Genomic DNA, 23,639 nt, shown 5'->3' on the forward strand with positions numbered 1-23,639 from the left:
TAGCAACGTCTCACTGAGCAATCAAATCATGGCTTGTATAGATTATATAAATGTGGTTTATAGATAGTAAAAATCTATTGATACAATCTATTTGGGAAAAACAAATCAGATTCTCGATTGGAATTACCGATGAAACTCTCCCAGATCCGAGCCTTAGTTGCAGTGGCGGAGTGTGGTAACTTTAGTGAGGCAGCGAATGAGTTACAGCTTTCTCAACCAGCAATCAGTCATGCCATTGCTACCCTAGAAGAAGAATTAGGCGTACCTTTATTTGCTAGAGGTCGCTACGGTGCTGTTTTGACATCAGCAGGGGAGCGCATTTTGTATCATGCTAAAACGGTTCTGCAACATTTAGGAATGATGCAAGAAGAAGCAAATCTGCATAAAGGTTTACATGGTGGTCATGTACGCATAGCCTCTTTTCGCAGTGTCGCCACTCATTTATTACCACAAGTGATCGCCAAGTTTCACCACCAATTCCCAGAAATCGCTGTCACCATCATAGAACGTCTTGCTTACTTAGATGTAGAACAATGTTTACGTGAAGGACGCGCCGATATTGGTATTACTTATCTACCCGCAGCTGAAGAATTTGAAACTTGGGAAATTGTCCGGGATGAGTATGTTGCTTTATTACCACCCTATGTCAAAATTAAGAATTCCCAAATTACTTGGCAAGATTTAGCTGTTTATTCACCAGTCATGCTTGCTTGCTTACCCTGTGGAAGACCTCTACACGAACACATCAAAAATTTAGCACCCTTTTTGAATACTGCTAGCCATATTCAAGAAGACTCTACTATTGTCAGTATGGTTAATCAAGGACTCACAGCTGCTATTCTCCCGCGTTTAGCAGCAGTACCAATTCCTCCAGAAGTGCAGGTATACAAATTACCAGTACCACTAAAAAGAGTCATGGCCGTTGCAGTTTTATCCAACGCGTTACATATCCCTGCGGTTTTTAAATTTTTAGAATTGTTAAAAAAATTTGATTTTCAAACTTTAGCTGACTCAACTTAAGCTTTGATCGACAATTGTGGGGTTTTGTACCCCATTCAAAACTCAGAATTCATTGGATAATATATTCTTAGCAAAGCTCTTGTGAGAACTCGTTATCCTACATGTTGTCCGTCTAATTACTCACCATCAAAATTTCTCTGCGTTTTCACCTCACCACGCCAGGTGTATTAATTAATTATTTTATTGTTCTGAGTATTTAAACGGACATAATGGCTGTAAGCCTGAATTTAGTAAATAACTGAGACTTCAGTTATCGAAAACTAACAATTAGCTTCACACATTTAAAAATGTCCCACAACTGTATTGAGAATATTTACAATTTCCTGCAAATATCAGATTTGATTGCCACATCAGGACAACTCACTGAAGAAGAATTTACACTAATCAAAGAAGCTGGATATCAATTAGTTGTAAATCTAGCATTACCAGATTCTCCCAATGCTCTAACGAATGAAAAAGAAATAGTGGAATCTCAAGAAATGGAATATGTTCATATTCCTGTGGCTTGGGAAAAACCAACTTTTGAGAATGTCAAATATTTTTTCCAAGTCATGGAAGCCAACACAAACAAAAAAGTGTTTGTACATTGTGCTGCTAATAAGAGAGTTTCTGCTTTTATGTATCTTTACCGTCGCCTATGTAAAGGGATAAATGATGCAGAAGCCAAGAAAGATTTGCATCAAATTTGGATTCCGGATCATCATTGGCAAAAATTTATTGAACAGGTAATTAATTATTACAGAAAGCATCTGAAGGTCTAACAATATTTTTATTAAGAGGGGATTTAATCTGCGATCGCTTACCCGGAAATTTCATCCGGGTACTGCTATAACTTCGTCAATCTAATATCTCATCCTTAGCAACAGTGATGGTCAACTTCCTATTTTCAGTTCTTCAATATCATAATGATTAATCCTAAATCCAATTAGTAATCATCTTGCTAATAGCACAACATTTCACAATTGCTGGTAGTTCTTTTTCAATATCGATAGGAGTTCCTCTTTTGGCAATTTCTTTAATTTTGAGGAGAATATTAGCAACTACATCTTTATCTTTTATTAATTCACCTCTACCAATTTGTTTGAGAGCCAATTCAACCGCAGTATATCCCGATTGCATTCCTAATGCCAAGCTGCTTTTTGTCCCTAAAATTTCTGGATTTAAACTTTGATAAAGAACTTCATCTTTAGCTACAGCATTCACATGAACACCTGCATAATGGGTAAAAGCATTTTTTCCGATTACTGGATGATGAGGAAAAATAGAAATATGAGAATGCTTACTTACCAAATCATATAAATCCTTTAAATAACTTAGTTCCCAACAATGATTTTCCTCAACTGTATCAATTAAATTTATGAGTAATTCTGCTAAATCGACAATACCTGCTCGTTCTCCAAGTCCCATGACTGTCACGTCAATAATATTAACACCTGCTCTGTAAGCATCCAGTGCATTCGCCAAGGCTAAACCTCGATCATTATGACAATGAACCTCTATTTGTGGATATAATTCTTGTTTTGCAAGTTCTTCTTTTAGAGTTTTCACATAATTATAAAGACTACGGATTGGATGAAATGGTGTTGTATATCCAGTCGTATCAGCGATGCTAATAATATTAGCTCCTGCCTTTAACGCTGCGATCGCTGCTTCAATCACATTTTCTAAAGGAGAACGAACCGTATCTTCTGGTGTGTAACGAATCAATAAGTTATCTTTCTGTTTTCTCGCATAGGTTATTACTTCTACAATTTTTTCTATAGCTGACTCTAAATCTATGTTGTAGTCCTGTTGCAATCGTTGCTGAGAAACACTAAAGAAAATTCCTAAAAAATTGACGCCACAATCTAACGCTTGATTCACATCATCTATTCGACAAAGACAATGAGCGCCGATCTTAGCTTTGAGTCCAGCATTAGCAATTTGACTTATAGCGAAAGCAATTTCCCTATCAACTACAGGATTACCAACTTCAATAATATCAACTCCTACCAGATCTAAAAATTTAGCAATTGCTAATTTGGTTGCAGGAGAAAAATAAACTCCAGGAGTTTGTTCTCCTTCTCTCAAGGTAGAATCAAGAATTTGAATCATATCTAAAAAATTAACGAAAAAATAAATTTGTTGTCACTTGAGCGGAGATTACTTATTGAGTCAAAAATTTTGAATTTTAGATTTTGTATTTTAGATTTACCCCATGTATAAATGCACTTTATTGAGTATTTTGGATTAAAAAAAAGGGAATTTATTCCCAGGATTTATCCACTTTCTTGTACCCTGCTCGGAATTATCGGTTAGTTCATTTAATTGATACCCTCATACACCCAAAAACTTGAACTATACATAATTGAACTTACTACAAAAAGGGAGTTAGGGCTGCCGACAACAGCTCTGACTCCCTCCTTTACATAAAAGACACTAGCCTACCTCAAGCAGTAGGACTACTCCATACTTGGTGTCTCTTCAAATTGCACCATTACCAGGACAGCTGGCGCATCGCCTACTGTTCCAGAGAGATGACCTTTATGACCTTGTGCGTCCGCTTTCGTCCCCTGATCTCCTCCAAATGAAATTTCGCCAGGGCCCATCTCTACTCGCTGACCATCCATAGTCTCCACAAACCAGCGTCCCGATAAGGGGATGATCCACTGGGGTTTCGGGTTCTCATGCCATTTTCCAACCCATCCTACAGGTAGTACAGTAAAAGTAATTGTGGCACCAGACTGCTTCAATTTAGACAGCCACTGAGGAGAGGTATCTGGTGCTATACCTTTCTCGATGAAATCCTGAATTTGACGACGGGACTGGTGGCTTACACCGTCTTTGTCAGTATAGACATGCCAGTAGTCAATTGTCGGTTTGTGCGATTGATTATTCTGCATAGAAATGGCTCTGTGTTAATTTTGACTGCTAATTTGATAGAAATTAAATAAATTCAATTTTTGTAAAACAAACTGCGATCGCTACACAAGTGCTTGATTTTAATAATTTATCGTCCAAAAATCACAGCATCTAGCGAATACGCACCAGGTCCTAAAACCGCGATCGCAATCAGCATTACACAGTACATAAATGCCTTTTCCCAACTTGGTGGTTCGCCTTTTCCTAAAGGGCCTTTATACTGGTCGTTGGGAATTAAGTAAGGATCTATGGCAACAAAGGGCTTACCTTCAATCAGATGTAACAATATCGCAAACAACATAGAAGCCAGAATCGGCAAAGTTGCCAAAAGTGTGAGAAATCCCAGGATGAGGAAAAATCCACCACCCAACATCGTCCATGCTGATATAAAGCAAAGAAACACGGGTGTTTTGATAGATTCAGCCCATCGACGAAGATGCAGTACTTTTGGATAGCCGTGGATTAGGAACAAACCGCCAACGCTAACTCTTAGCAGTAAAAGTGCTAATCCTGGAAGTCCACCAGGATACGCATGAGACAAAGAACTCAACAGATATGGGCCTAGAAATGGATAATTAACTGAAGCTAATACGGAAGTTATTACCTTCGGTAGCGTCCACACAGCGTAGACGAGAAGCGGTTTGTCGTTAGACATCGCGACACCCAACACAAACTTGTAAATCATAGCTGCACACCATGGGTATTAAGGTCGATAGCATATAAGGATTTGCCCGCCGTAATAAACAAGCGATCGCGTTCTTTGCCGCCGAAAGACAGGTTAGCACATGTTTCCGGTACGAAAATTTTTCCTAAACGAGTCCCGTCAGGGGTGTATATTTGCACACTGTCTTTAGAACTAGTAAAAACATTGCCATGTTCGTCAACCCGGAATCCATCGGGTTGTCCTGGTTCGATAACTGCAAACACGCGACCATTTGTCACATGCTGAGCGTCGTCCACAACCTCATATACACGAATATGATGAGGGCCTCCAGGAATATTAAACGCAGCTGTATCCGACACATACAAAAGACTTTCGTCTGGACTGAAGGCAAGTCCGTTAGGGCGCACCATGTCCGTCACCACTGGATAGATTTCACGAGTTGCCGGGTTGAATCGATACACGTAACTTCCGTTTTGTTCCTGTTCACCACCGTAACCTTGGTTTGGTTGAGTAATGCCATAGGGTGGATCAGTAAACCAAATCGTGCGATCGCTTTTCACTACCAAGTCATTTGGACTATTGAGGCGTTTACCTTGATAACTATCCACTAAAATCTTCCACTCACCATCATGTTCGCGGCGGATGATAGCACGCAAACCCGACGAACACGCAACCAGACGACCCTCTAGGTCACGGTAATTACCACTTTGGTAGTCAGATGGGTCTCGTAGAATACTCACGTCGTCACTAGCACTCCATCTCAACAGACGATTGCCGTGAGCATCGCTCCACACTACACTGTCGTCTTCATGGAAGTAAACAGGGCCTTCGCTATGGACTGCACCGTTGGCAAGCTTTTGGAGTGAAGCACTTGGGTGTATTAACGCACACATGCGATCATCATAGATCTCAATTACTTCAGGCATAAATATCTCCTGCCTTTTAACTTGCTTGCTAATGACAATTACAACAGCAAGCTAAAGCTAATTGTCATTAATAGGCATGTCAATTTACCTCAAGCCGTAGATAGAGAAATTTAGTTGAGATACACACTTTCAAATTTTGCTTATACCTAGAGGCTGAATTCTTGATTCTAAAAAATGTACCGTCGATTCGTTGAAAACTTCAGAAAACTTGGAATAGAGTAAAGCGTTAAAGCAAAAAATAGCTGAATTTTCCTCAAAAATTTACGTTAAATCACTTAGATTCAGAGACAAAATAGTTATATTTTTCAGGAAAAGATTGCATATGGATTTAGGTCTTAGTGGAAAGGTCGCCGTGATCACAGGAGCAGACTCTGGCATAGGTCAAGCAACAGCCCAACTGCTTGCCAAGGAAGGTGCAAAGGTGGCTGTGATTGACAAAACCTCTGAAGCACTAGAACAGGCGGTGATTGAAATTAAAAAGTTTGGAGAAGTTTTTGCGGTTCAGGCAGATCTCACCAAGCCTGAAGATGTGAAAGCCGCAAAACGCAAGATTAATGAGCGCTTTGGGACAACTCATATCCTCGTCCATGCAGCAGGAATAACGGGTGCGACTGGAGATTTTCTAGAGCTTAGTGATGAAGATTGGTATCAGACGATTGAAGTAGACCTAATGGCAACTGTGCGTACTTGTCGCGCCTTTATTCCAGGTATGCGTGAGGTCGGTTGGGGACGAGTAATTTTAATTAGTTCGGAAGACGCTGTACAGCCTTATCCAGAAGAATTGCCTTATTGCGCGTGCAAGGCTGGAGTACTTAACCTCGCCAAAGGTCTATCCAAAGCTTATGCAAAGGATGGCGTGTTGGTAAATACAGTCTCCCCTGCCTATATAGCAACTCCGATGACTGACGCAATGATGGAAAAACTCTCGAAACAGATGGGTGTCAGCTTTGATGAGGCTATTGATAGTTTTCTTGATGAACAGCGTCCTCACATCGAACTCAAACGACGTGGCAAACCAGAAGAGGTCGCAGCAGTCATTACATTCCTTTGTTCTGAGCAATCCAGCTTTGTCGTTGGTTCTAACTACCGAGTAGATGGTGGCTCAGTGGCGAGTTTATAAGTAGTTAAACACATTAATTATGAAACAGATAAAAGCAGTTGTTGCCAATATCAATGATCTAAAAAATGGTGAAATGCGACAGGTATCTGTCGGCGAAACAGAAATTTTACTGAGTCGAATAGATGGAAAATTTTATGCCGTCGGCGCACACTGCACTCATTATGGCGCACCACTGGCAAAAGGGGTACTGAGTGGGCATAATATTGTTTGTCCTTGGCACAATGCCTGTTTTGACTTGATGAGTGGCGACCAACTACAACCACCTGGCTTGGATTCTTTAGCTCATTATGAGGCACGGATTGAAGGTGAAAACGTCATTGTCAGCGTACCAGAGCAAACCACAGGATTACGATCGCCTACTATGGCACAATTCAATCCCAACGTTGATGGGCGGACATTTGTGATCTTGGGAGCAGGGACAGCAGGTATTCATGCCGCAGAAGCTTTGCGAGTAGCCGGATATCAGGGACGAATCGTCATGATTACTCAGGAAGACAAGCTGCCCTATGATCGCACTAAGCTGAGTAAAGCTTACTTGAGTGGTAAAGCATCCCCAGAAGAAATGCCCTTGCGATCTCCAGATTTCTTCAAAGAACACACAATTGAAGTGCTATTGAATAAGCAAGTCAAACAGGTACAAACAACAGCAAAAGCGATCGCCTTTACCGACGGTGATTCATTGACCTATGATGCCTTACTAGTAGCAACAGGAGGAAAACCACGCCAGCTAGATATTCCTGGTGCGGATTTGCCAAATATTTTTACATTACGCAGTTTTGATGATGCCAATCGCATTTTGACAGCCATCAAGCAAAAAGGACAAGCAGTAGTCATTGGCTCCAGTTTTATCGGTATGGAAACCGCAGCTGGTCTGACTCAGCAAGGTTTACAAGTAACTGTTGTTTCACCAGATTCTGTGCCTTTTGAGAAGAACTTTGGCGAACAAATCGGCAAACTCTTTCAGCAAGTCCATGAGGAAAATGGAGTTTCCTTTAAGTTGCGTAGAAAAGCAGTTGAATTTGCAGGTAATGGCAAAGTAGAAGCTGTAATTTTAGATAATGGCGATCGCTTGCAAGCAAATATAGTAATTGTCGGAATTGGCGTACAGCCTGCAACAGACTTTCTTGAGGGTGTGAATTTGCATTCTAAAGATAGAAGTGTTGTTGTTGATGAATATTTGTGTGCAGCAGATAATGTCTACGCCGCAGGCGATATTGCCCGTTATCCCGATTGGCGTACAAGTGAATCGATTCGCGTTGAACATTGGCGAGTTGCAGCACAGCAGGGGCGAATCGCGGCTCATAACATGGCAGGCAAAGCAGTCAAATTTAGAGGGCTGCCCTTTTTCTGGACGATGCAATTCAAATTTTCGTTGCGCTACATTGGACATGCCCAAAGTTGGGATGAAATAGTTGTAGATGGAGATCTCCAACAACAGAAATTTATTGCTTTTTACATTAAAAATAATCAAGTCTTGGCAGTTGCAACCAGCCATCGGGATACAGAAACGGCAGCTATATCGGAATTGATGCGCTTGAACCAGATGCCACCTGTTGAGGAATTACGACGCGGTGCAGTTGATTTGATTCAGCGACAGCCTCTAGTTAGCAGCAAGCGCTAGTGGAGTGGTTCATCGCACGAGATCCCCGACTTCACAGAAGTTGTCGGGGATCTGACCATCATTAAGTGCTACGCAAAAATCAATAATCAAAATATGGTGAACATCACTGAGCGCTACGACATTATTATTATCGGTACGGGAGCTGGTGGAGGTACACTTGCTTACCGTCTTGCATCCACAGGTAAGAAAATTTTGGTTTTGGAAAGAGGCGACTTTTTACCAAGAGAGAAAGATAATTGGAATCCACAGGAAGTTTATCAAAAACATCGCTATCATACTGATGAAGAATGGTATGACAAAGAAGGTAAAGCCTTTAAGCCTCAGACTGGTTACTGGGTTGGTGGCAATACTAAACTGTACGGTGCAGCCTTAGTGCGATTACGGGAGCGGGATTTTGAAAGAGTAATTCACAAGGGAGGAATTTCTCCAGAATGGCCCTTGAAGTATCAAGACTTTGAGCCATACTACACCCAGGCAGAAAAGCTGTATGAGGTGCATGGTAAGGAAGGAGAAGATCCCACCGAACCACCTCGTAGCGAGCCATATCCCTATCCGCCAGTCAGTCATGAGCCGGATATGCAGTCCCTTGCTGATGGCATCCGCGAACTAGGTTATTACCCATTTCACCTACCACTTGCATTAAAGCTCAATGAAAGCGATCGCACCAAGAGTCCCTGTATTCGCTGTGATACTTTTGATGGATATCCCTGTCTGGTACATGCAAAAGCCGATGCTGAGGTCAATGCCATTCGTCCTACTCGTGAAAAGTATACCAATTTCACCCTTTTAACTAATGCTAAAGTCTTGCGGTTACATACCAGTGAGTCGGGTCGAGAAGTGACGAGGGTAGAAACTGAAATTGCTGGAGAGAAACATTGGTTCACAGGCAAGATTGTGGTGGTTGCGTGTGGTTGTGTCAACTCAGCTGCCTTGCTGTTACGCTCTGTCAATGACAAGCATCCCAACGGATTGGCAAACAGTTCCGATCAAGTGGGGCGAAATTTTATGAAACAGTTGGAAACCGCCATAGTTTCCATGCACCTAGAGATCAATCACGCTAACTTTCAGAAAACCATCGCCGTCAATGACTTTTACTGGGGAGAGCCGGATTTTCCTTATCCGATGGGTATGGTGCAGAATACAGGTAATGTACTTGCTGATATGATTCCCGCCGAGGCTCCATCGCTTATGGCTCCGTTTGTGAAACTGATTCCTCATTTTGAGCGACATTTGTTAGCCGAGCGATCAGTTGGTTGGTGGTTGCAAACAGAAGATTTACCAGACCCAAATAATCGGATTCGTGTAGTAGGTGACAAGATTCACGTTGACTATACACTTAATAATACAGAAGCAAGCGATCGCCTGATCCATCGTTGGACATCTGTACTCAAGTCAATCCCCCATTCTGCTAAACACGTCCTGCCATTTAGCATTTATCCCCGCACTCATCTGCCTGAACAAGCTGTTGCTCATCAATGCGGTAGTTGTCGATTTGGTACAGATCCTAAAACCTCAGTTCTTGACCTCAATTGCCGTAGCCATGATGTTGATAATCTTTATGTGGTAGATAGTAGTTTTTTCCCTTCAAATTCAGGGGCTAACCCGACATTAACGATTATGGCGAATGCATTGCGCGTTGGCGATCGCATAGCACAAAGATTGAACTAAATAGGGAACAGGGAAATCTCCCTAATTTTAATTGGGACTGGCTTTATCAGTAAAGACAAAAAGGAGAAACATTATGAATAATAATGAGGAAAACATTATACCACAAGAGCAACCACAGATTCAATCTCAACAGAATGAGTCAGAACAGACAGATTCTCATCCCCTGACTACAGTTCTAGGTGCTGTGGGAGGTGGCGTAGCAGGAGTCGCACTAGGTCGGTCAATTGGTGGTAAGATGGGTGCTGCGATTGGTGGGATTGCAGGGGCAATTACTGGTGGGGTTGCAGGCAATAAGCTAGTAGGGTACGCTGAGGAATTTATTGAAGAACTCCAGCCGACAGTTGGGTTGGGATTAGGAGCCGATCATAAACCAATTGAACTACCCCGTCACTATAGTTGGGAAGAACTACAAGCGTTATCAAAACCCCAAGGTGGAGAAATTTAGCCATATGGAAAGTGCGATCGCCCTTATAGCTAGAAGCTAGGGGCTTTGCAGCGAATATTTTCGGTAAAAAAATGCAAGAATCAATCTGATACAGTTTTTTGTATTGATGAATACAGTTAAATTCACCATAATTCTTTGTAATTGAGAAATAAAGCCTGATGATTCTGGCTGATGGTGAAGTCGAGAGTCAAACGAATCAGTTAAAGTCCAGATCCAGTCCATAGAGGATATAGAAAAATTTCACAAGCTAGTTGTGATTGCTAGTTGTAAAACTAAAGGATAGGATACGGAACATCACAGAATCATGTCAGTACATAAGTTACTCAGTACCTAAAAAGATTGTTTGGTTAATTCCCAATATGAAGTTATAGGCAACTATCTACTGGCAAAACTGGAAGGTAGCAAGCATTTAGAGTGGATTACAATACTGCTCGGATAAAACAAATCGATTGACATTTAAAACCTGTAGAGACGTTGCAGTGCAACGTCTCTACATGCCCAAAATTACGACGACAAATCCTTAACCGAGCAGTATTGGAGTGGATTACAACACAAGTGTTGGTTGTAGGAAAAAATTAAGGGAATACTCTGCGTAAATTCTAAATTAATAATTAATACGCCACTCTAAAACGCTCACCGTATGGCGATCGCATTTACTCCATCAGCAATTGAAAAACTATTGCTTGTTGGTCAGTCCTCAAGTTGCAACTAACAACTGACCAAAAGCCAAGCTGTTTAGCTGTGCAATACCATCATCTGTTCTGCATTCCCAATAGGCACTTTTTTGCCTTTGTGGTTCTTGATGGGTATGGCTATGAGTACGATGCAAGTTCGTTCTACCACGGTTACTGCGATCGCTCCACTGTACTGAATATATCTGATCCTCAACCCTACCTATCAAATCGAAGAATTGTAGGAGAAAACTCATCATGTCCGACGAAAAAATTAGACAGATAGCATTCTATGGTAAAGGTGGTATTGGCAAATCCACCACATCTCAAAATACCCTTGCTGCTATGGCAGAAATGGGTCAGCGCATCTTGATTGTCGGATGCGATCCTAAAGCAGATTCCACTCGTTTGATGCTACACAGTAAAGCTCAAACCACTGTTCTCCACTTGGCTGCTGAACGCGGTGCAGTAGAGGATTTAGAGCTAGAAGAAGTCATGCTCACTGGATTTCGTAACGTACGTTGCGTAGAATCTGGTGGTCCTGAACCTGGTGTAGGCTGTGCTGGTCGTGGTATTATTACCGCCATCAACTTTTTGGAAGAAAACGGCGCTTACCAAGATGTTGACTTTGTCAGCTACGATGTATTAGGTGACGTTGTTTGCGGTGGTTTTGCCATGCCTATTCGTGAAGGTAAGGCCCAAGAAATCTACATTGTTACCTCTGGTGAAATGATGGCGATGTACGCTGCAAACAATATCGCTCGCGGTATTCTCAAATATGCCCACACTGGCGGCGTGCGCTTGGGTGGTTTAATTTGTAATAGTCGTAACGTTGATCGCGAAATCGAACTTATCGAAACCCTAGCATCACGCTTGAATACCCAAATGATCCACTACGTACCTCGCGACAATATCGTGCAACACGCAGAGTTACGTCGTATGACTGTGAACGAGTACGCACCTGACAGCAATCAAGGTAATGAATACCGGACACTAGCGAAAAAAATCATCAATAATACCAATCTTACCATTCCTACACCCATCGAGATGGATGAGCTAGAAGCATTGCTGATTGAATTCGGTATTCTTGAAAGCGATGAAGAAGCTGAAAAGTTAGCTGAAATGGATAAATCGTCACAAGAAGCACTCAAGTAGTAATAATCACAAAACCATTTGAGTTAGTAGTTGGTTGGTTTGGTTATGGGGATTGGAGATTGACTTTATGTCTTTCCCAGTCCCCTTTTCTTTTGAAAAACTTTTGTAAAATAATTTTGTTAAATTAAACACTAATATATTAAATACACTAATTTATTTCTTTGGAGCATCAAACTCTCTAAAAGAGATATAAAGCCTAGACGGTGAAAACCCAAGTAATTAGAGGTTTTAGAGGATTTATGGAACCTTATCGCAAAAATCTACTTTATTTGTAGTAAGTACATCCCTATATAAAAGCCTTACATAAAATCAAGGCAAAATACTTATTTTTTGACTATATCTTTGACTCGGCAGCAATTTCAATAAGTACATTGTCTTACTTCGTCAGTTAGTGAACTGAATGTGGTAGTTTATTTTTTTTAATCAATTTTTGCAATCTAATTAAGATTTTATTTATGACTCAGCCTTCTCCTCAAAAACAAGTTGACAAAAAAAAGGTTAATCAATTACAGGGTAGTCAACAAAATGCAGGGAAATCAACCATAATAAATCCTTCAAAGCAGCCAGTAAGGCTTCAACAGTCTCTTCGTCAAGAACAAATCGGACAAAAGGATTGGAGTTTGAAGGCAAAAGCAACTGTTTGGGCGATCGCCGTCAGTATGCTTCCAGTACTCGCGTTTGGAACTGCAACAACTTATCACTTTGGCAATAAGTTAATTACCAAGCAGATTCCTCAAGCTCAACAGGTAGGCGCTACAGATCTAGCAGAAGCCGAACTTGCACTACACAAACAACTTTCACTTCTGTTAATTGGAACGGGGACAGCGATAGTCTTAGCAGCTGCGATCGCGATAATTTTGGCTAATCGTGCCATTCATCCAATTTTGAATGCTGCTGCGGTTTCTACCACAATAGTCAATAGGCTACGTCGAAAAGATGAGAATATTCGCACTGCGATCGCCAGCAACAATGAACTAGTTGTTTTAGAGACAAACATCAACTTACTAAAAGAACAACTCCCGGAATTGCTATGGAAACAAGAACTCGAAACTGAACGCGCCCATTTGTTGATGAACATCACCCGTCGCATTCAGGAATCACTCAAGGAAGAAGATGTTCTCAAAACTACCGTTGAAGAAGTTCGCGCCGCCTTACAAACTGACCGCGTCGCTATCTTTGGCTTCAATTCCAATGGAGACGGAACCTTTGTGGCAGAATCAGTAGCATTTGGTTTTCCAAATGCTTTGCGGGCTACAATATCAGATCCTTGCTTTCAAACAGAGTATGTAGAACAATATCAAAATGGCCGTGTCCGTGCGATCGATGATATTTATCAAGCGAATCTGGCTGATTGTCATATTGGATTGCTAGAACGATTTGCTGTTAAAGCCAATTTAGTTGCACCTATTCTCAAGAAAGACCAGCTATTTGGCTTATTAATTGCACATCAATGTTCTAAACCCCGCTTTTGGCAGCAATATGAGATTGATTTCTTCGCTCAGATAGCGACACAAGTGGGATTTGCCCTTAATTACACTAGGTTGTTAAAACAGGTAGATACGAAAGTTGATCAAGCTCACTTATTTATAAATATTACCCGGCGGATTCGGGAATCACTTAATGAAGAAGATGTTCTCAAAGCCACCGTCGAAGAAGTCCGCAAAGCGATTAGTGCTGATCGAGTCATTGTTTATGGTTTTGACTCCGAGTGGTATGGAACGGTGATTGCAGAATCAGTTCTTCCAGGTTTGCCAAAAGCCTTGCGAGCTAGAATCAAAGACCCCTGCTTTGCAGAAGGCTATGTAGAAAAGTATCAAGCTGGTAGAGTTCAAGCAATCAATAATATTTACGAAGCTGATCTAAGCGATTATCATATTAACCAACTCAAACCCTTTGCTGTCAAAGCCAATTTAGTTGCACCCATTCTCAAAGATGACCAACTATTTGGCTTATTAATTGCACATCAGTGTTCTAGTCCCCGTAATTGGCAACAATCTGAAATTGATTTGTTTGCTCAGGTTGCGATGCAAGTTGGATTTGCTCTTGATCATGCTAGACTCTTGCAACGAATCGATGCTGAAGGTATGCAAACTCAGTTGCTTGCAGACTTGATACGCCAGATTCGGGAATCACTTAATGAAGAAGATGTTCTCAAAGCCACCGTCGAAGAAGTCCGCAAAGCGATTAGTGCTGATCGAGTCATTGTTTATGGTTTTGACTCCGAGTGGTATGGAACGGTGATTGCAGAATCAGTTCTTCCAGGTTTGCCAAAAGCCTTGCGAGCTAGAATCAAAGACCCCTGCTTTGCAGAAGGCTATGTAGAAAAGTATCAAGCTGGTAGAGTTCAAGCAATCAATAATATTTACGAAGCTGATCTAAGCGATTATCATATTAACCAACTCAAACCCTTTGCTGTCAAAGCCAATTTAGTTGCACCCATTCTCAAAGATGACCAACTATTTGGCTTATTAATTGCACATCAGTGTTCTAGTCCCCGTAATTGGCAACAATCTGAAATTGATTTGTTTGCTCAGGTTGCGATGCAAGTTGGATTTGCTCTTGATCATGCAAGGGTTCTTAACCAGGTAGATCAAGCATACCAAGCTGCGGAAGATATTTTTCTCCAGCAGAGTCAACAACAAGAAAATCTGCAAAATCAAGTATCCGAATTGCTCAAAAGTAGTGAAACAGTTGTCCAAACCTTTTCAACAGAGGTTGCTATCAACCAAATGGAGTCTATTACATCTACCTACAATCAAATTCAAATGTTGGCTGATTCAGCTGAGAAAATGGTTGCTTCTGCTCAACAAGTAGAACTCCAAGAACTGCAACTTAGTCAGATTGTCAAGGATGAACATAAATCTATTAACCAAATTTTAGATAGCATCTGTACGACACAAGAAATACTTGTGAAAGCTACCCAAAAAACCAAGTGTGTAGATCAACCTGCTCAACAGCTTTGTGAGATAGTAAGTCTTATTAGTAATGTTGTCTCTCAAATCAAGCTCCAAGCTATGCACACAGCACTGGAAGCATCTCGCACTGGAGAAACAGGTCAAAAATTTGCTTTGATTGCGGAGAAAGTACTTTCCTTAGTGCAGCAGCTAGACTCGGATATGGTAAAAATCAAACCACTCGTTGTAGAAATTCAGACAGAAACTAATGAAGTGGTTGCTGTGATCAAGTCTGGAGCAGAACAAGCAATCAGTGGGATGGAATTGGTAGAAAAAATTCAACAGCAATTTACAGAAATTATCACTGTCAATGACCAAATGCAAGCACTGGTGATGGAAATTGCTCAAACTGCTAGCGTCCAAGCACAGACTTCTACCTCCGCCAACCAATCTATTTTGAAAGTTGCTGATATTGCTAGCCAGACTTCAAAGCAAGCTCTAGCAGTGTCCGAGTCCTTAGCCAAGTTAGCGACATTTGGCCAAGACTCATCGCAGAGTGGGAATTAGTTCAACAATTTCCTGCTACTAATTTCAACATTTGTGCCATCTTAACTTAAACATAGGAACACAGCGATGGTTCTGGAATTTGGTATAAAAGAAAATATTTACCCAAACTTTGTTCAAACAGCTACCTCCAAGATGAGGTTCACCACAGAGGTGGCTCAAGCATTAGAACACCTAGAAATAATTCTGGCTCACTCTCAAGCTGATCAATTAATTGAGCAACTCACAACAGAGATAGAAGTGTTTTTAGAATTGGGCGAATACTTACAATTTTCAGAGTGGATCGCGATCGCTCAAACCACTCTAGCCAGCCTCCAAGCAAGCCCGCAAGTAGCCCAAACCCTTGGTAGGCTTGCTTTAACAGGTTTGCGTGCAGCTTATGAGGAAAATTTGAAAAGCGATCGCACCCATACCTCTACATATCCACTCAAACTCGCAACTTCTAAGCTCCTTGTCTGGGCAAATAGTTGTACTATCTTGATCTTGAAGTCTGACAGCGTAGAAGAAATGTTAATTCCGGAAGCTGATCAGATTATCGATTCCAGACAAAAGCGATTTTTGCACTGGCGCCAACAAATGATTCCAACCTATCAAATTTCAGAACTACTAAACTACACCAATCCACTACTAGAAACAACTTTTAAACAAGATTCGACAGTCATTTGCGAGTCCAAAAATCAGCCAGAACCAATGTTAGTAATTAGCAAAGGTCAACAAATTCTGGCTTTAGAACCAGAGATGGAGTACCTGATCACAGAACCAGAGTTAGTTATTAAACCTTTAGGAATTGACATCGAGCTTCCTAGTTATATCTGTGGCTGTACCTTTTGGAAAGATCGTCTATTCCAAGTCATTGATGTTAATACTCTGTTGAGCCAGATAATTAATTACACTGCTAAATTTTCTAATTTACCAGGCAAAGCAATATTTAGCAAAGCATTGGCTGACAATAAAATAACGTCAGCAATGGCAAAGCTTAAACAAGCCACTATTCTGGTTGTAGATGATTCCAAAAGTGTGCGACATCTCATATCCCTAACTCTGCAAAAAGTAGGTTACAAAGTTTTACTAGCACAAGATGGAAAAGAGGCGATCGCAAAATTGCAGCAAAATCCCAGAATTCAGTTAGTGATCTGTGATATTGAAATGCCTAACATGAATGGCTTTGAGTTTCTCAATCATCGTCTGCAAAATATTTTGTTAGCAAAAATACCAGTGGTTATGCTTAGTACTTGCAGCACCAATAAATATCGGCAGTTAGCAATGCAATTAGGAGCAACTAATTACTTTACAAAACCCTACATTGAGCAAGAATTTTTAGCCGCGCTCAATGTAATTGTTAGCTGACAGGGGCTTTTACCCGGATTTCTCACAAACTCGGAAAAAAGCGGAGTTAAAAACTGCTAAAATGTATATATGACAAGTATTTTAGCAGTTATCAACGATGATTCGATCCACAAGGCGATCGCTCCCAAAACAGTTCAGATTTGAACAACCAAAGTCACCACCAATTGTAGTTAATTTCCAGGGTAGACAGGTAACATCTGATGCACCTGTTTTGCTTAATTGCTGAAATAGACAGAAAAATTATTTTGCTCGCCTACATCGTAAGACTTTTTGTTATTCTAAGTACGGTTCAGTGGCGCTGTGCGCCCGCAAGCTCAAAGCGATCGCATAATTCATACTTCGATTCAGCAACGCCGGATTTGGATGATCACCTGGTATTTCTTTGTTTTTACAATCTGATCCGAGGATGAATGTGTAGCAGAATTTTAGAGAATTGGTATAACAGAAAATTAATTGCAGGGGAGATAAAAAATTATGAAAGTAGGTGCAGCATACACAAGACTATTGGTAAATGAGTGGAAAGCTTGCTTTTTGTTCTACAAAGATTTATTGGAATTTGAAGTCGCTGTAGAAAATGAAACAGACGAGTACGCTGAATTTAAAGCTGGAGATATGAGACTATCTCTGTCTCAGCGTCAGGAAATGGCTCAACTCATCCATAATGCTGACAAACCACTCCAGGCGGAATGTCAGGATACTGTAGTATTGATTTTTACAGTTCATGATTTGGAAGAGGAATATAAGCAATTAAGACACAAAGGTGTAGAATTCACCGCACCACCGATGAATAATCCTTACTATGGCATCAAAACGGCTTATCTTCGCGATCCTGATGAAAATCTGATCGGTCTGTATGAGTTTTTATCCTAATAGTAGAAAACGTCAACTACCCCTACCTGCCTAACGGCTGAGGTAGGGGCTTGAAAGAACCAGCTTTCAACGCAAAAGATGACTAGCCCGCGAGACTTGTTTTGTTACGGACTTCCGGATGTTTCCCTGTTCCGTTGAGACTGGGGACTCCCGCGAGTCAGTTGAAGATGGGTGTAGGGGTCTAAGGGTGTAGGAGTGTAGGAGGAGTCATAATTTTTATATAAAGAGGTAACATTACACTATGGCTAAACCTGTAATCCTGACAGTTGACGACGATGTTGATGTCTTACAAGCGGTGGTGCGAGATCTGCGTCATAAATATGGAGAATTCTACCGCATCTTACGTGCTGACTCTGGTACTACTGCTTTGGAAGCATTAGAACAAATCAAACTCCGCAACCAGCCTGTGGCACTATTTTTGGTAGATCAAAAAATGCCGCAAATGTCTGGAGTTGAGTTCTTACAACAAGCAATCACAATATTTCCAGAGGCTAAACGGACTTTACTCACTGCTTATGCAGACACCGACGCAGCCATCAACGCGATCAACACAACAAAAATCGATTATTATTTGATGAAGCCGTGGAATCCACCAGAAGAACGGCTGTATCCGGTATTAAATGATTTGCTTGGTGATTGGCAAGCGACATTTCACCCACCTTTTGAAGGTATTCGTGTTATTGGTAATCGCTGGTCGCCCTATTCTCATCAAGTTAAAGATTTTTTGGCGCGTAATCAAGTGCCTTATGAGTGGATGGATGTTGAATTTTCTCAGGAAGCTGAACAGTTAACAGAGTATGCAAAATGTGATAAAGTACGCTTGCCTCTAGTTGTTTTCCCTGATGGAGAACAATTGAGGCAGCCGACCAATTTGGAGATTGCTCAGAAAATTGGACTGCGAACTCAAGCCGAAAAACCATTTTATGATTTGGCGATTGTTGGTAGTGGCCCTGCGGGGTTAGCGGCGGCTGTGTATGGTGCGTCGGAAGGGCTACGTACAGTGATGATTGAACGAGAAGCCCCTGGTGGACAAGCGGGAACAAGTTCGCGGATTGAAAACTATTTGGGTTTTCCTGTAGGCTTAAGCGGTGGTGATTTAGCAAGACGTGCTGTTGCCCAAGCAAAACGCTTTGGTGTCGAAATTCTTACACCCCAAGAGGTTACGGGTATTCGCGTAGCTAATCCATATCGTTTTTTACAATTATCTGACGGTAGCGAAATTAGTTGTCATGCCTTGATTTTGGCGCTGGGTGTAGCTTGGCGGCGGTTAGATGTACCAGGAATTGAACGCTTGACTGGTGCGGGTGTTTATTATGGTGCGGCTCAAACTGAAGCGATGAGTTGTAAAGATGAAGACGTTTACATCATTGGTGGCGCAAACTCAGCCGGACAAGCTGCAATGTATTTTTCCAAATACGCTAGCCATGTGACGATGATGGTTCGTGGCGAATCTTTGAGTAACAGTATGTCTCAGTACTTAATAGACCAAATCGCCGAAACACCAAATATCACTGTCAAAACATACACTAGTGTAATTGAGGTCAAAGGTGAGAAATGTCTAGAAGCAATTATTACTAAAAATAATCGCACTGGGGAAATTGAAAAGCTTAATGCTACTTCATTATTTATCTTTATTGGAGCAGCACCACGGACTGAATGGTTAGATGGCATTGTACAACGGAGCGATCGCGGCTTTATTTTAACCGGATCAGATTTACAACGCGATGGACAACGCATCTCTGGCTGGAATTTAGAACGTGATCCCTACTTACTAGAAACAAATATCCCCGGTATCTTCGCAGTTGGTGACGTGCGTCATGGTTCAGTTAAACGTGTTGCTTCTGGAGTGGGCGAAGGTTCAATCTGCGTTCAATTTATCCATCAGTATTTAGCGAAAGTTTTGTAAATAAGCAGGAAGAAAACTATGTATTTTGGTGGTGAAATTAAAGATATCGAAATATATAGAAATCAGCAAAGACCTGGTTTTGATGAACAATATCACAAAGTCAGATTTATTCTGCAATCAAACGGAATCGAACCAGTCCAAGTAGATATATGGGTGCATCCCAATTACCCAGAAAACAACTTGGTGAAAGTTGCTAAAACATTTTTACACAGGCGTTTACTTGATCTGGTGGAATTGGCGAGTGAAGATATCTATCAGCCACAAGAAGTAGACGCCATTTGGCAAACTGTAAAATCCTAATAACTTTCCCATACTCCCAGACGCGCCATGGCGCGTCTCTACATTACTCCCCACATCTCCCTAAAAATCAAAGGAGTTCCCATGCTGCACGATCCTAATCAGATGACGCTGTTTCCGAAGTTAAATGATCAAGCTTTAGAGGAGATGAAAGAGTATGGAACTGAGATTTGGCTCAATCCGGGAGATATGCTGTTTCATGAAGGTGATACTAGCTATCACTTTCACGCCATTTTAGAGGGTGAGTTAGAGGTTACTAAGCAAGTGGGTGGTGAAACCAGACTTTTGGCGATTCATCGTCATGGTGAGTTTGTGGGTGAATTGTCAATGCTGACTGGTGCAGCTTCTATTGCTAGCGGAAAAGCGATCGCACCAACTCATGTCCTCCAAATTGAGGTTGATACTTTTAGGCACATTCTGGTTAAGTGTTCACCCTTAGCTGATGTAATTCTCACTGCAATGGCTGGAAGAAGCCAAGATGTAGAAGCTCAACTGCGCCAACAAGAAAAGATGGCAGCGTTGGGTAAACTATCAGCAGGTTTAGCACACGAATTAAACAATCCAGGAGCTGCGGCGCAACGGGCTGCGTCTTTATTACGTGGGAATTGGCAAAACCTGCAATCTCTAACTTTACAATTAAATAGCCTCACGCCTGAACAATTAAATTTGCTGGTGGATATGCAAAATCAAGCTGCAACATACGCTACCACAGCAGTCAAACTTAACCCAATCACCCAAGCTGATCAAGAAGACGAAGTTTTAGAATGGCTGGAAGATCATGATGTCAATTATGCTTGGAAACTTGCTCCGACCTTAGTTTCTGCGGGAATAGACTCGAAAAAACTCGATATTATTGGCGATCGCATTCCGGCTGAATTCTTGAGCAATGTATTGACTTGGTTAGAAGCTTCTCTTGCGGCGACAGGATTGATCAACGAAGTTGAACACAGTACAGGACGGATTTCTGAGTTGGTGAAAGCTATTAAGGGCTACACCTATATGGATCAAGCCCCTTTGCAGGAAATAGATGTGCATGAGGGTATCGAAAATACTTTACTGATTTTTCACTGTCGGATTAAAAAGGGTGTGATTGTTCACCGTAATTATGATCGCACTTTGCCACGCATCAACGCCTACGCTGGCGAACTTAATCAAGTATGGACAAATTTAATTGATAATGCTTTGGATGCGATGGATGGGAAAGGAGAATTGACAATTAATACTTATAAAGAAAATAACTGTCTCGTAGTTGAAATTATTGATACTGGTTCTGGGATTCCAGAGGCGATTCAATCTCGGATTTTTGAGCCGTTTTTTACTACAAAAGGTGTGGGTAAAGGTACTGGTTTGGGTTTAGAAATTAGCTACCGAATTGTTGTCAATCGGCATAAGGGAGATATTTATGTTGAGTCACAACCAGGTTGTACGCATTTTCGGGTGCGTTTGCCAGTTTGAGCAGGGAAAAGGGATGAAACGCAAACGGTGGGATTGATCCCACCGTTTTCACGTTATCTTAACGTTATCACTTCTTGGTGCAAGATGAGAGTTGAATAATTGGAAATTTGAATATCAATTCACCCGGCTCCAAGAACTTCCATTACTCCAGCTAATTTGATTCCAATCCGACGCGATAGCCCCACTGGACTGATCACCACCACCGAAACTCATCTTTACTTCATTGTTATTGACAATGCCTGAAGAATAGTTCCAATACGGATTTGTTTCAGTCCAATGAACCAATACTGTAATTCCATTTTGGATTATGTAAATGTCTTTGTTGCCGTTACTAGCAGACCACTTACCTGTTAGTGTCATATTTTTCCTTTTGAATACAAAAAAGCCAATTGAGTCAATTAAGAGTAGGATTAATCAAAGATTACCACTCGTTTTAGCTTGATATTACACATATTTTAGAATGATATTATCATTCACTTAGGAGAATATATTATTTGCTTGATTCTGTCAACATCCATGATCTGAGACTTCAGTCTCAAGATGTAGATGATCTGGATGGCTGAGCGTTAAAATCTTAATGATTTTGAGCAATAAAAGTCACTAAAAATTATTTCTAGAGGTAGATAATGCGAGCAACCGTTTATCACGGGCCTGGTGACATGCGGGTAGAAAACGTTCCCGACCCGCAAATTCAACAGTCCACCGATGCAATTGTCCGTATTACTCACGCTTGCATCTGTGGTTCAGATTTGTGGTTCTACCGAGGATTAGATAATTGGCAACCAGGATGGCGCGCTGGTCACGAGTGGATGGGCAAGTTGAGGAAGTCGGTTTTGACCCCTCCCCCGTCTTGGATCTCAGCGTTGACTTAGATGGCGTACCCTCCGGATACGCAGCAATGGACAGTAGGGAAACAATCAAGGTGATGGTGCGACCTTAAACAATTTGCAATTTGCAATACTCGCACCTTTGGCACGAGAAGCAAGCTACGCAATTCGCAATCATGATTTGATGACAAAGGGAAAAACCAATGCAGACACGTAAATTAGGTAAACAAGGGCTTGTTGTTTCGGCTTTGGGACTTGGTTGTATGGGAATGTCTGAATTCTACGGCAATCAGGATGAGGCTGAGTCGATCGCTACTATTCACCGCGCTTTAGAACTGGGTGGAAATTTCCTTGATACTGCGGATATGTATGGTTATGGTGCAAATGAGGAACTTGTCGGTAAAGCGATCGCAGATCGTCGAGATCAGGTAATTTTAGCAACAAAGTTTGGTATCCAACGCAATCAAAATACTCATTCCCGAAGTATTAATGGTAGTCCAGAATACGTTCGTCAAGCCTGTGATGCTTCACTAAAACGGCTGAAAGTTGATTACATCGACCTTTACTATCAGCATCGTGTTGATTCAAATGTGCAAATTGAAGACACGGTGGGAGCAATGGCAGAACTTGTACAACAAGGTAAAGTTCGCTACCTCGGACTTTCGGAAGCTGCACCAACAACAATTCGCCGCGCCAATGCTGTTCACCCAATTACAGCGTTGCAAAGCGAGTATTCTTTGTGGACACGCGATCCAGAAGACGAAATTTTACCGACCTTGCGGGAATTAGGAATTGGGTTAGTAGCTTATTCTCCTTTGGGACGGGGATTTTTGTCTGGACAAATCACTAGCATTGATGATTTAGCAAAAGACGATTTCCGTCGTGTTTCACCTCGCTTTCAGGGTGAAAACTTCAACAAAAACTTGCAATTGGTGGAACTCGTAAAAGCGATCGCCACTGAAAAACAAGTCACTCCCAGCCAACTAGCACTAGCTTGGTTGTTAGCACAGGGAGAAGATATTGTTCCGATTCCCGGAACTAAACGCCGCAAATATTTAGAGGAAAATGTGAAAGCTGTCGAGGTTAGCTTAACACCAGAAGATTTGCAACGCATCGACAAAGTTGCTCCTAAAAATGTTGCAGCAGGCGATCGCTATGCGGATATGAGTACAGTTAATCGCTAGGAAATTTAGGGGGGTTGGGGATTTTTGGGTTTGAAACCAGAAATTTCGAGGTTGAAATGAGAAATTTCGGGGTTGAAATGAGAAATTTCGGGGTTGAAATGAGA

At 41.4% G+C, this 23,639-nt stretch carries 21 protein-coding genes; 15 read left to right on the forward strand and 6 right to left on the reverse strand.

Annotation, left to right across the window (positions count from 1 at the left end; translation table 11 throughout):
- Positions 1 to 129 precede the first annotated feature (129 nt).
- Both AC5JMK_RS03285 and AC5JMK_RS03290 read left to right on the forward strand, forming a co-directional pair.
- A complete protein-coding gene (locus tag AC5JMK_RS03285) occupies positions 130 to 1,020 on the forward strand; it encodes a LysR family transcriptional regulator (protein ID WP_096676020.1) in 891 nt (296 codons plus the stop codon).
- 287 nt (positions 1,021 to 1,307) lie between these two features.
- Complete coding sequence (locus AC5JMK_RS03290) at positions 1,308 to 1,781, forward strand: protein tyrosine phosphatase family protein (protein ID WP_495909385.1); 474 nt, start codon at positions 1,308 to 1,310, stop codon at positions 1,779 to 1,781.
- Between the two features lie 154 nt (positions 1,782 to 1,935).
- Here AC5JMK_RS03290 and AC5JMK_RS03295 read toward each other — a convergent pair whose 3' ends face one another.
- The 4 genes from AC5JMK_RS03295 to AC5JMK_RS03310 form a co-directional block, all read right to left on the reverse strand.
- Entirely contained in the window at positions 1,936 to 3,114 is a 1,179-nt protein-coding gene (locus AC5JMK_RS03295; RefSeq protein ID WP_096676019.1) for a LeuA family protein, read from the reverse strand.
- A gap of 347 nt (positions 3,115 to 3,461) precedes the next feature.
- Complete coding sequence (locus AC5JMK_RS03300; protein ID WP_495909386.1) at positions 3,462 to 3,902, reverse strand: cupin domain-containing protein; 441 nt, start codon at positions 3,900 to 3,902, stop codon at positions 3,462 to 3,464.
- A gap of 107 nt (positions 3,903 to 4,009) precedes the next feature.
- Entirely contained in the window at positions 4,010 to 4,606 is a 597-nt protein-coding gene (locus AC5JMK_RS03305) for a DoxX family protein (RefSeq protein ID WP_096676017.1), read from the reverse strand.
- Complete coding sequence (locus AC5JMK_RS03310; RefSeq protein WP_096676016.1) at positions 4,603 to 5,511, reverse strand: SMP-30/gluconolactonase/LRE family protein; 909 nt, start codon at positions 5,509 to 5,511, stop codon at positions 4,603 to 4,605. The genes AC5JMK_RS03305 and AC5JMK_RS03310 overlap by 4 nt, the downstream gene beginning before the upstream one ends.
- A 322-nt stretch (positions 5,512 to 5,833) precedes the next feature.
- Here AC5JMK_RS03310 and AC5JMK_RS03315 point away from each other — a divergent pair, with 322 nt between their 5' ends.
- The 4 genes from AC5JMK_RS03315 (at position 5,834) to AC5JMK_RS03330 (ending at position 10,365) form a co-directional block, all read left to right on the forward strand.
- Positions 5,834 to 6,631 (forward strand): SDR family NAD(P)-dependent oxidoreductase, encoded by a 798-nt coding sequence (locus AC5JMK_RS03315; protein ID WP_096676015.1) that lies wholly within the window; start codon positions 5,834 to 5,836, stop codon positions 6,629 to 6,631.
- 19 nt (positions 6,632 to 6,650) lie between these two features.
- Positions 6,651 to 8,252, forward strand: a complete 1,602-nt coding sequence (locus tag AC5JMK_RS03320; protein ID WP_495909387.1) for an FAD-dependent oxidoreductase — start codon at positions 6,651 to 6,653, stop codon at positions 8,250 to 8,252.
- Between the two features lie 93 nt (positions 8,253 to 8,345).
- The gene (locus AC5JMK_RS03325; RefSeq protein WP_096676013.1) at positions 8,346 to 9,920 is read left to right on the forward strand and encodes a GMC oxidoreductase; all 1,575 of its coding nucleotides are present in this window, start codon (positions 8,346 to 8,348) and stop codon (positions 9,918 to 9,920) included.
- A gap of 73 nt (positions 9,921 to 9,993) precedes the next feature.
- A complete protein-coding gene (locus tag AC5JMK_RS03330) occupies positions 9,994 to 10,365 on the forward strand; it encodes a colicin V family bacteriocin (RefSeq protein ID WP_096676012.1) in 372 nt (123 codons plus the stop codon).
- Between the two features lie 697 nt (positions 10,366 to 11,062).
- Here the strand turns inward: AC5JMK_RS03330 and AC5JMK_RS03335 are convergent.
- Positions 11,063 to 11,296: a hypothetical protein gene (locus AC5JMK_RS03335; protein WP_096676011.1), complete on the reverse strand. Its 234-nt coding sequence runs from the start codon at positions 11,294 to 11,296 to the stop codon at positions 11,063 to 11,065.
- Between AC5JMK_RS03335 and nifH the strand changes: the two genes are divergently transcribed.
- The 7 genes from nifH to AC5JMK_RS03370 all read left to right on the forward strand — a co-directional run bounded on the left by nifH (position 11,295) and on the right by AC5JMK_RS03370 (position 21,524).
- A complete protein-coding gene (gene nifH, locus AC5JMK_RS03340; RefSeq protein ID WP_096676010.1) occupies positions 11,295 to 12,191 on the forward strand; it encodes a nitrogenase iron protein in 897 nt (298 codons plus the stop codon). The two genes, AC5JMK_RS03335 and nifH, sit on opposite strands and share 2 nt — an antisense overlap.
- A gap of 455 nt (positions 12,192 to 12,646) precedes the next feature.
- Entirely contained in the window at positions 12,647 to 15,652 is a 3,006-nt protein-coding gene (locus AC5JMK_RS03345; RefSeq protein WP_495909388.1) for a methyl-accepting chemotaxis protein, read from the forward strand.
- Positions 15,653 to 15,718: 66 nt separating this feature from the next.
- A complete protein-coding gene (locus AC5JMK_RS03350) occupies positions 15,719 to 16,996 on the forward strand; it encodes an ATP-binding response regulator (protein ID WP_096676008.1) in 1,278 nt (425 codons plus the stop codon).
- Between the two features lie 474 nt (positions 16,997 to 17,470).
- The gene (locus AC5JMK_RS03355; protein WP_096676007.1) at positions 17,471 to 17,866 is read left to right on the forward strand and encodes a VOC family protein; all 396 of its coding nucleotides are present in this window, start codon (positions 17,471 to 17,473) and stop codon (positions 17,864 to 17,866) included.
- 241 nt (positions 17,867 to 18,107) lie between these two features.
- Positions 18,108 to 19,772 (forward strand): response regulator, encoded by a 1,665-nt coding sequence (locus AC5JMK_RS03360; protein WP_096676006.1) that lies wholly within the window; start codon positions 18,108 to 18,110, stop codon positions 19,770 to 19,772.
- A gap of 18 nt (positions 19,773 to 19,790) precedes the next feature.
- A complete protein-coding gene (locus tag AC5JMK_RS03365; protein WP_096676005.1) occupies positions 19,791 to 20,072 on the forward strand; it encodes a hypothetical protein in 282 nt (93 codons plus the stop codon).
- An 81-nt stretch (positions 20,073 to 20,153) separates the two neighbouring features.
- Entirely contained in the window at positions 20,154 to 21,524 is a 1,371-nt protein-coding gene (locus tag AC5JMK_RS03370) for a sensor histidine kinase (protein ID WP_096676004.1), read from the forward strand.
- 114 nt (positions 21,525 to 21,638) lie between these two features.
- On the opposite strand, the gene AC5JMK_RS03375 is transcribed toward AC5JMK_RS03370, so the two are convergent.
- Entirely contained in the window at positions 21,639 to 21,884 is a 246-nt protein-coding gene (locus tag AC5JMK_RS03375) for a hypothetical protein (RefSeq protein ID WP_096676003.1), read from the reverse strand.
- Positions 21,885 to 22,150: 266 nt separating this feature from the next.
- Here AC5JMK_RS03375 and AC5JMK_RS03380 point away from each other — a divergent pair, with 266 nt between their 5' ends.
- Both AC5JMK_RS03380 and AC5JMK_RS03385 read left to right on the forward strand, forming a co-directional pair.
- Entirely contained in the window at positions 22,151 to 22,396 is a 246-nt protein-coding gene (locus AC5JMK_RS03380) for a hypothetical protein (RefSeq protein ID WP_495909389.1), read from the forward strand.
- Positions 22,397 to 22,554: 158 nt separating this feature from the next.
- Positions 22,555 to 23,535, forward strand: a complete 981-nt coding sequence (locus AC5JMK_RS03385; RefSeq protein ID WP_096676001.1) for an aldo/keto reductase — start codon at positions 22,555 to 22,557, stop codon at positions 23,533 to 23,535.
- Positions 23,536 to 23,639: the final 104 nt, after the last annotated feature.

It is taken from the genome of Pelatocladus sp. (genome assembly GCF_059505505.1).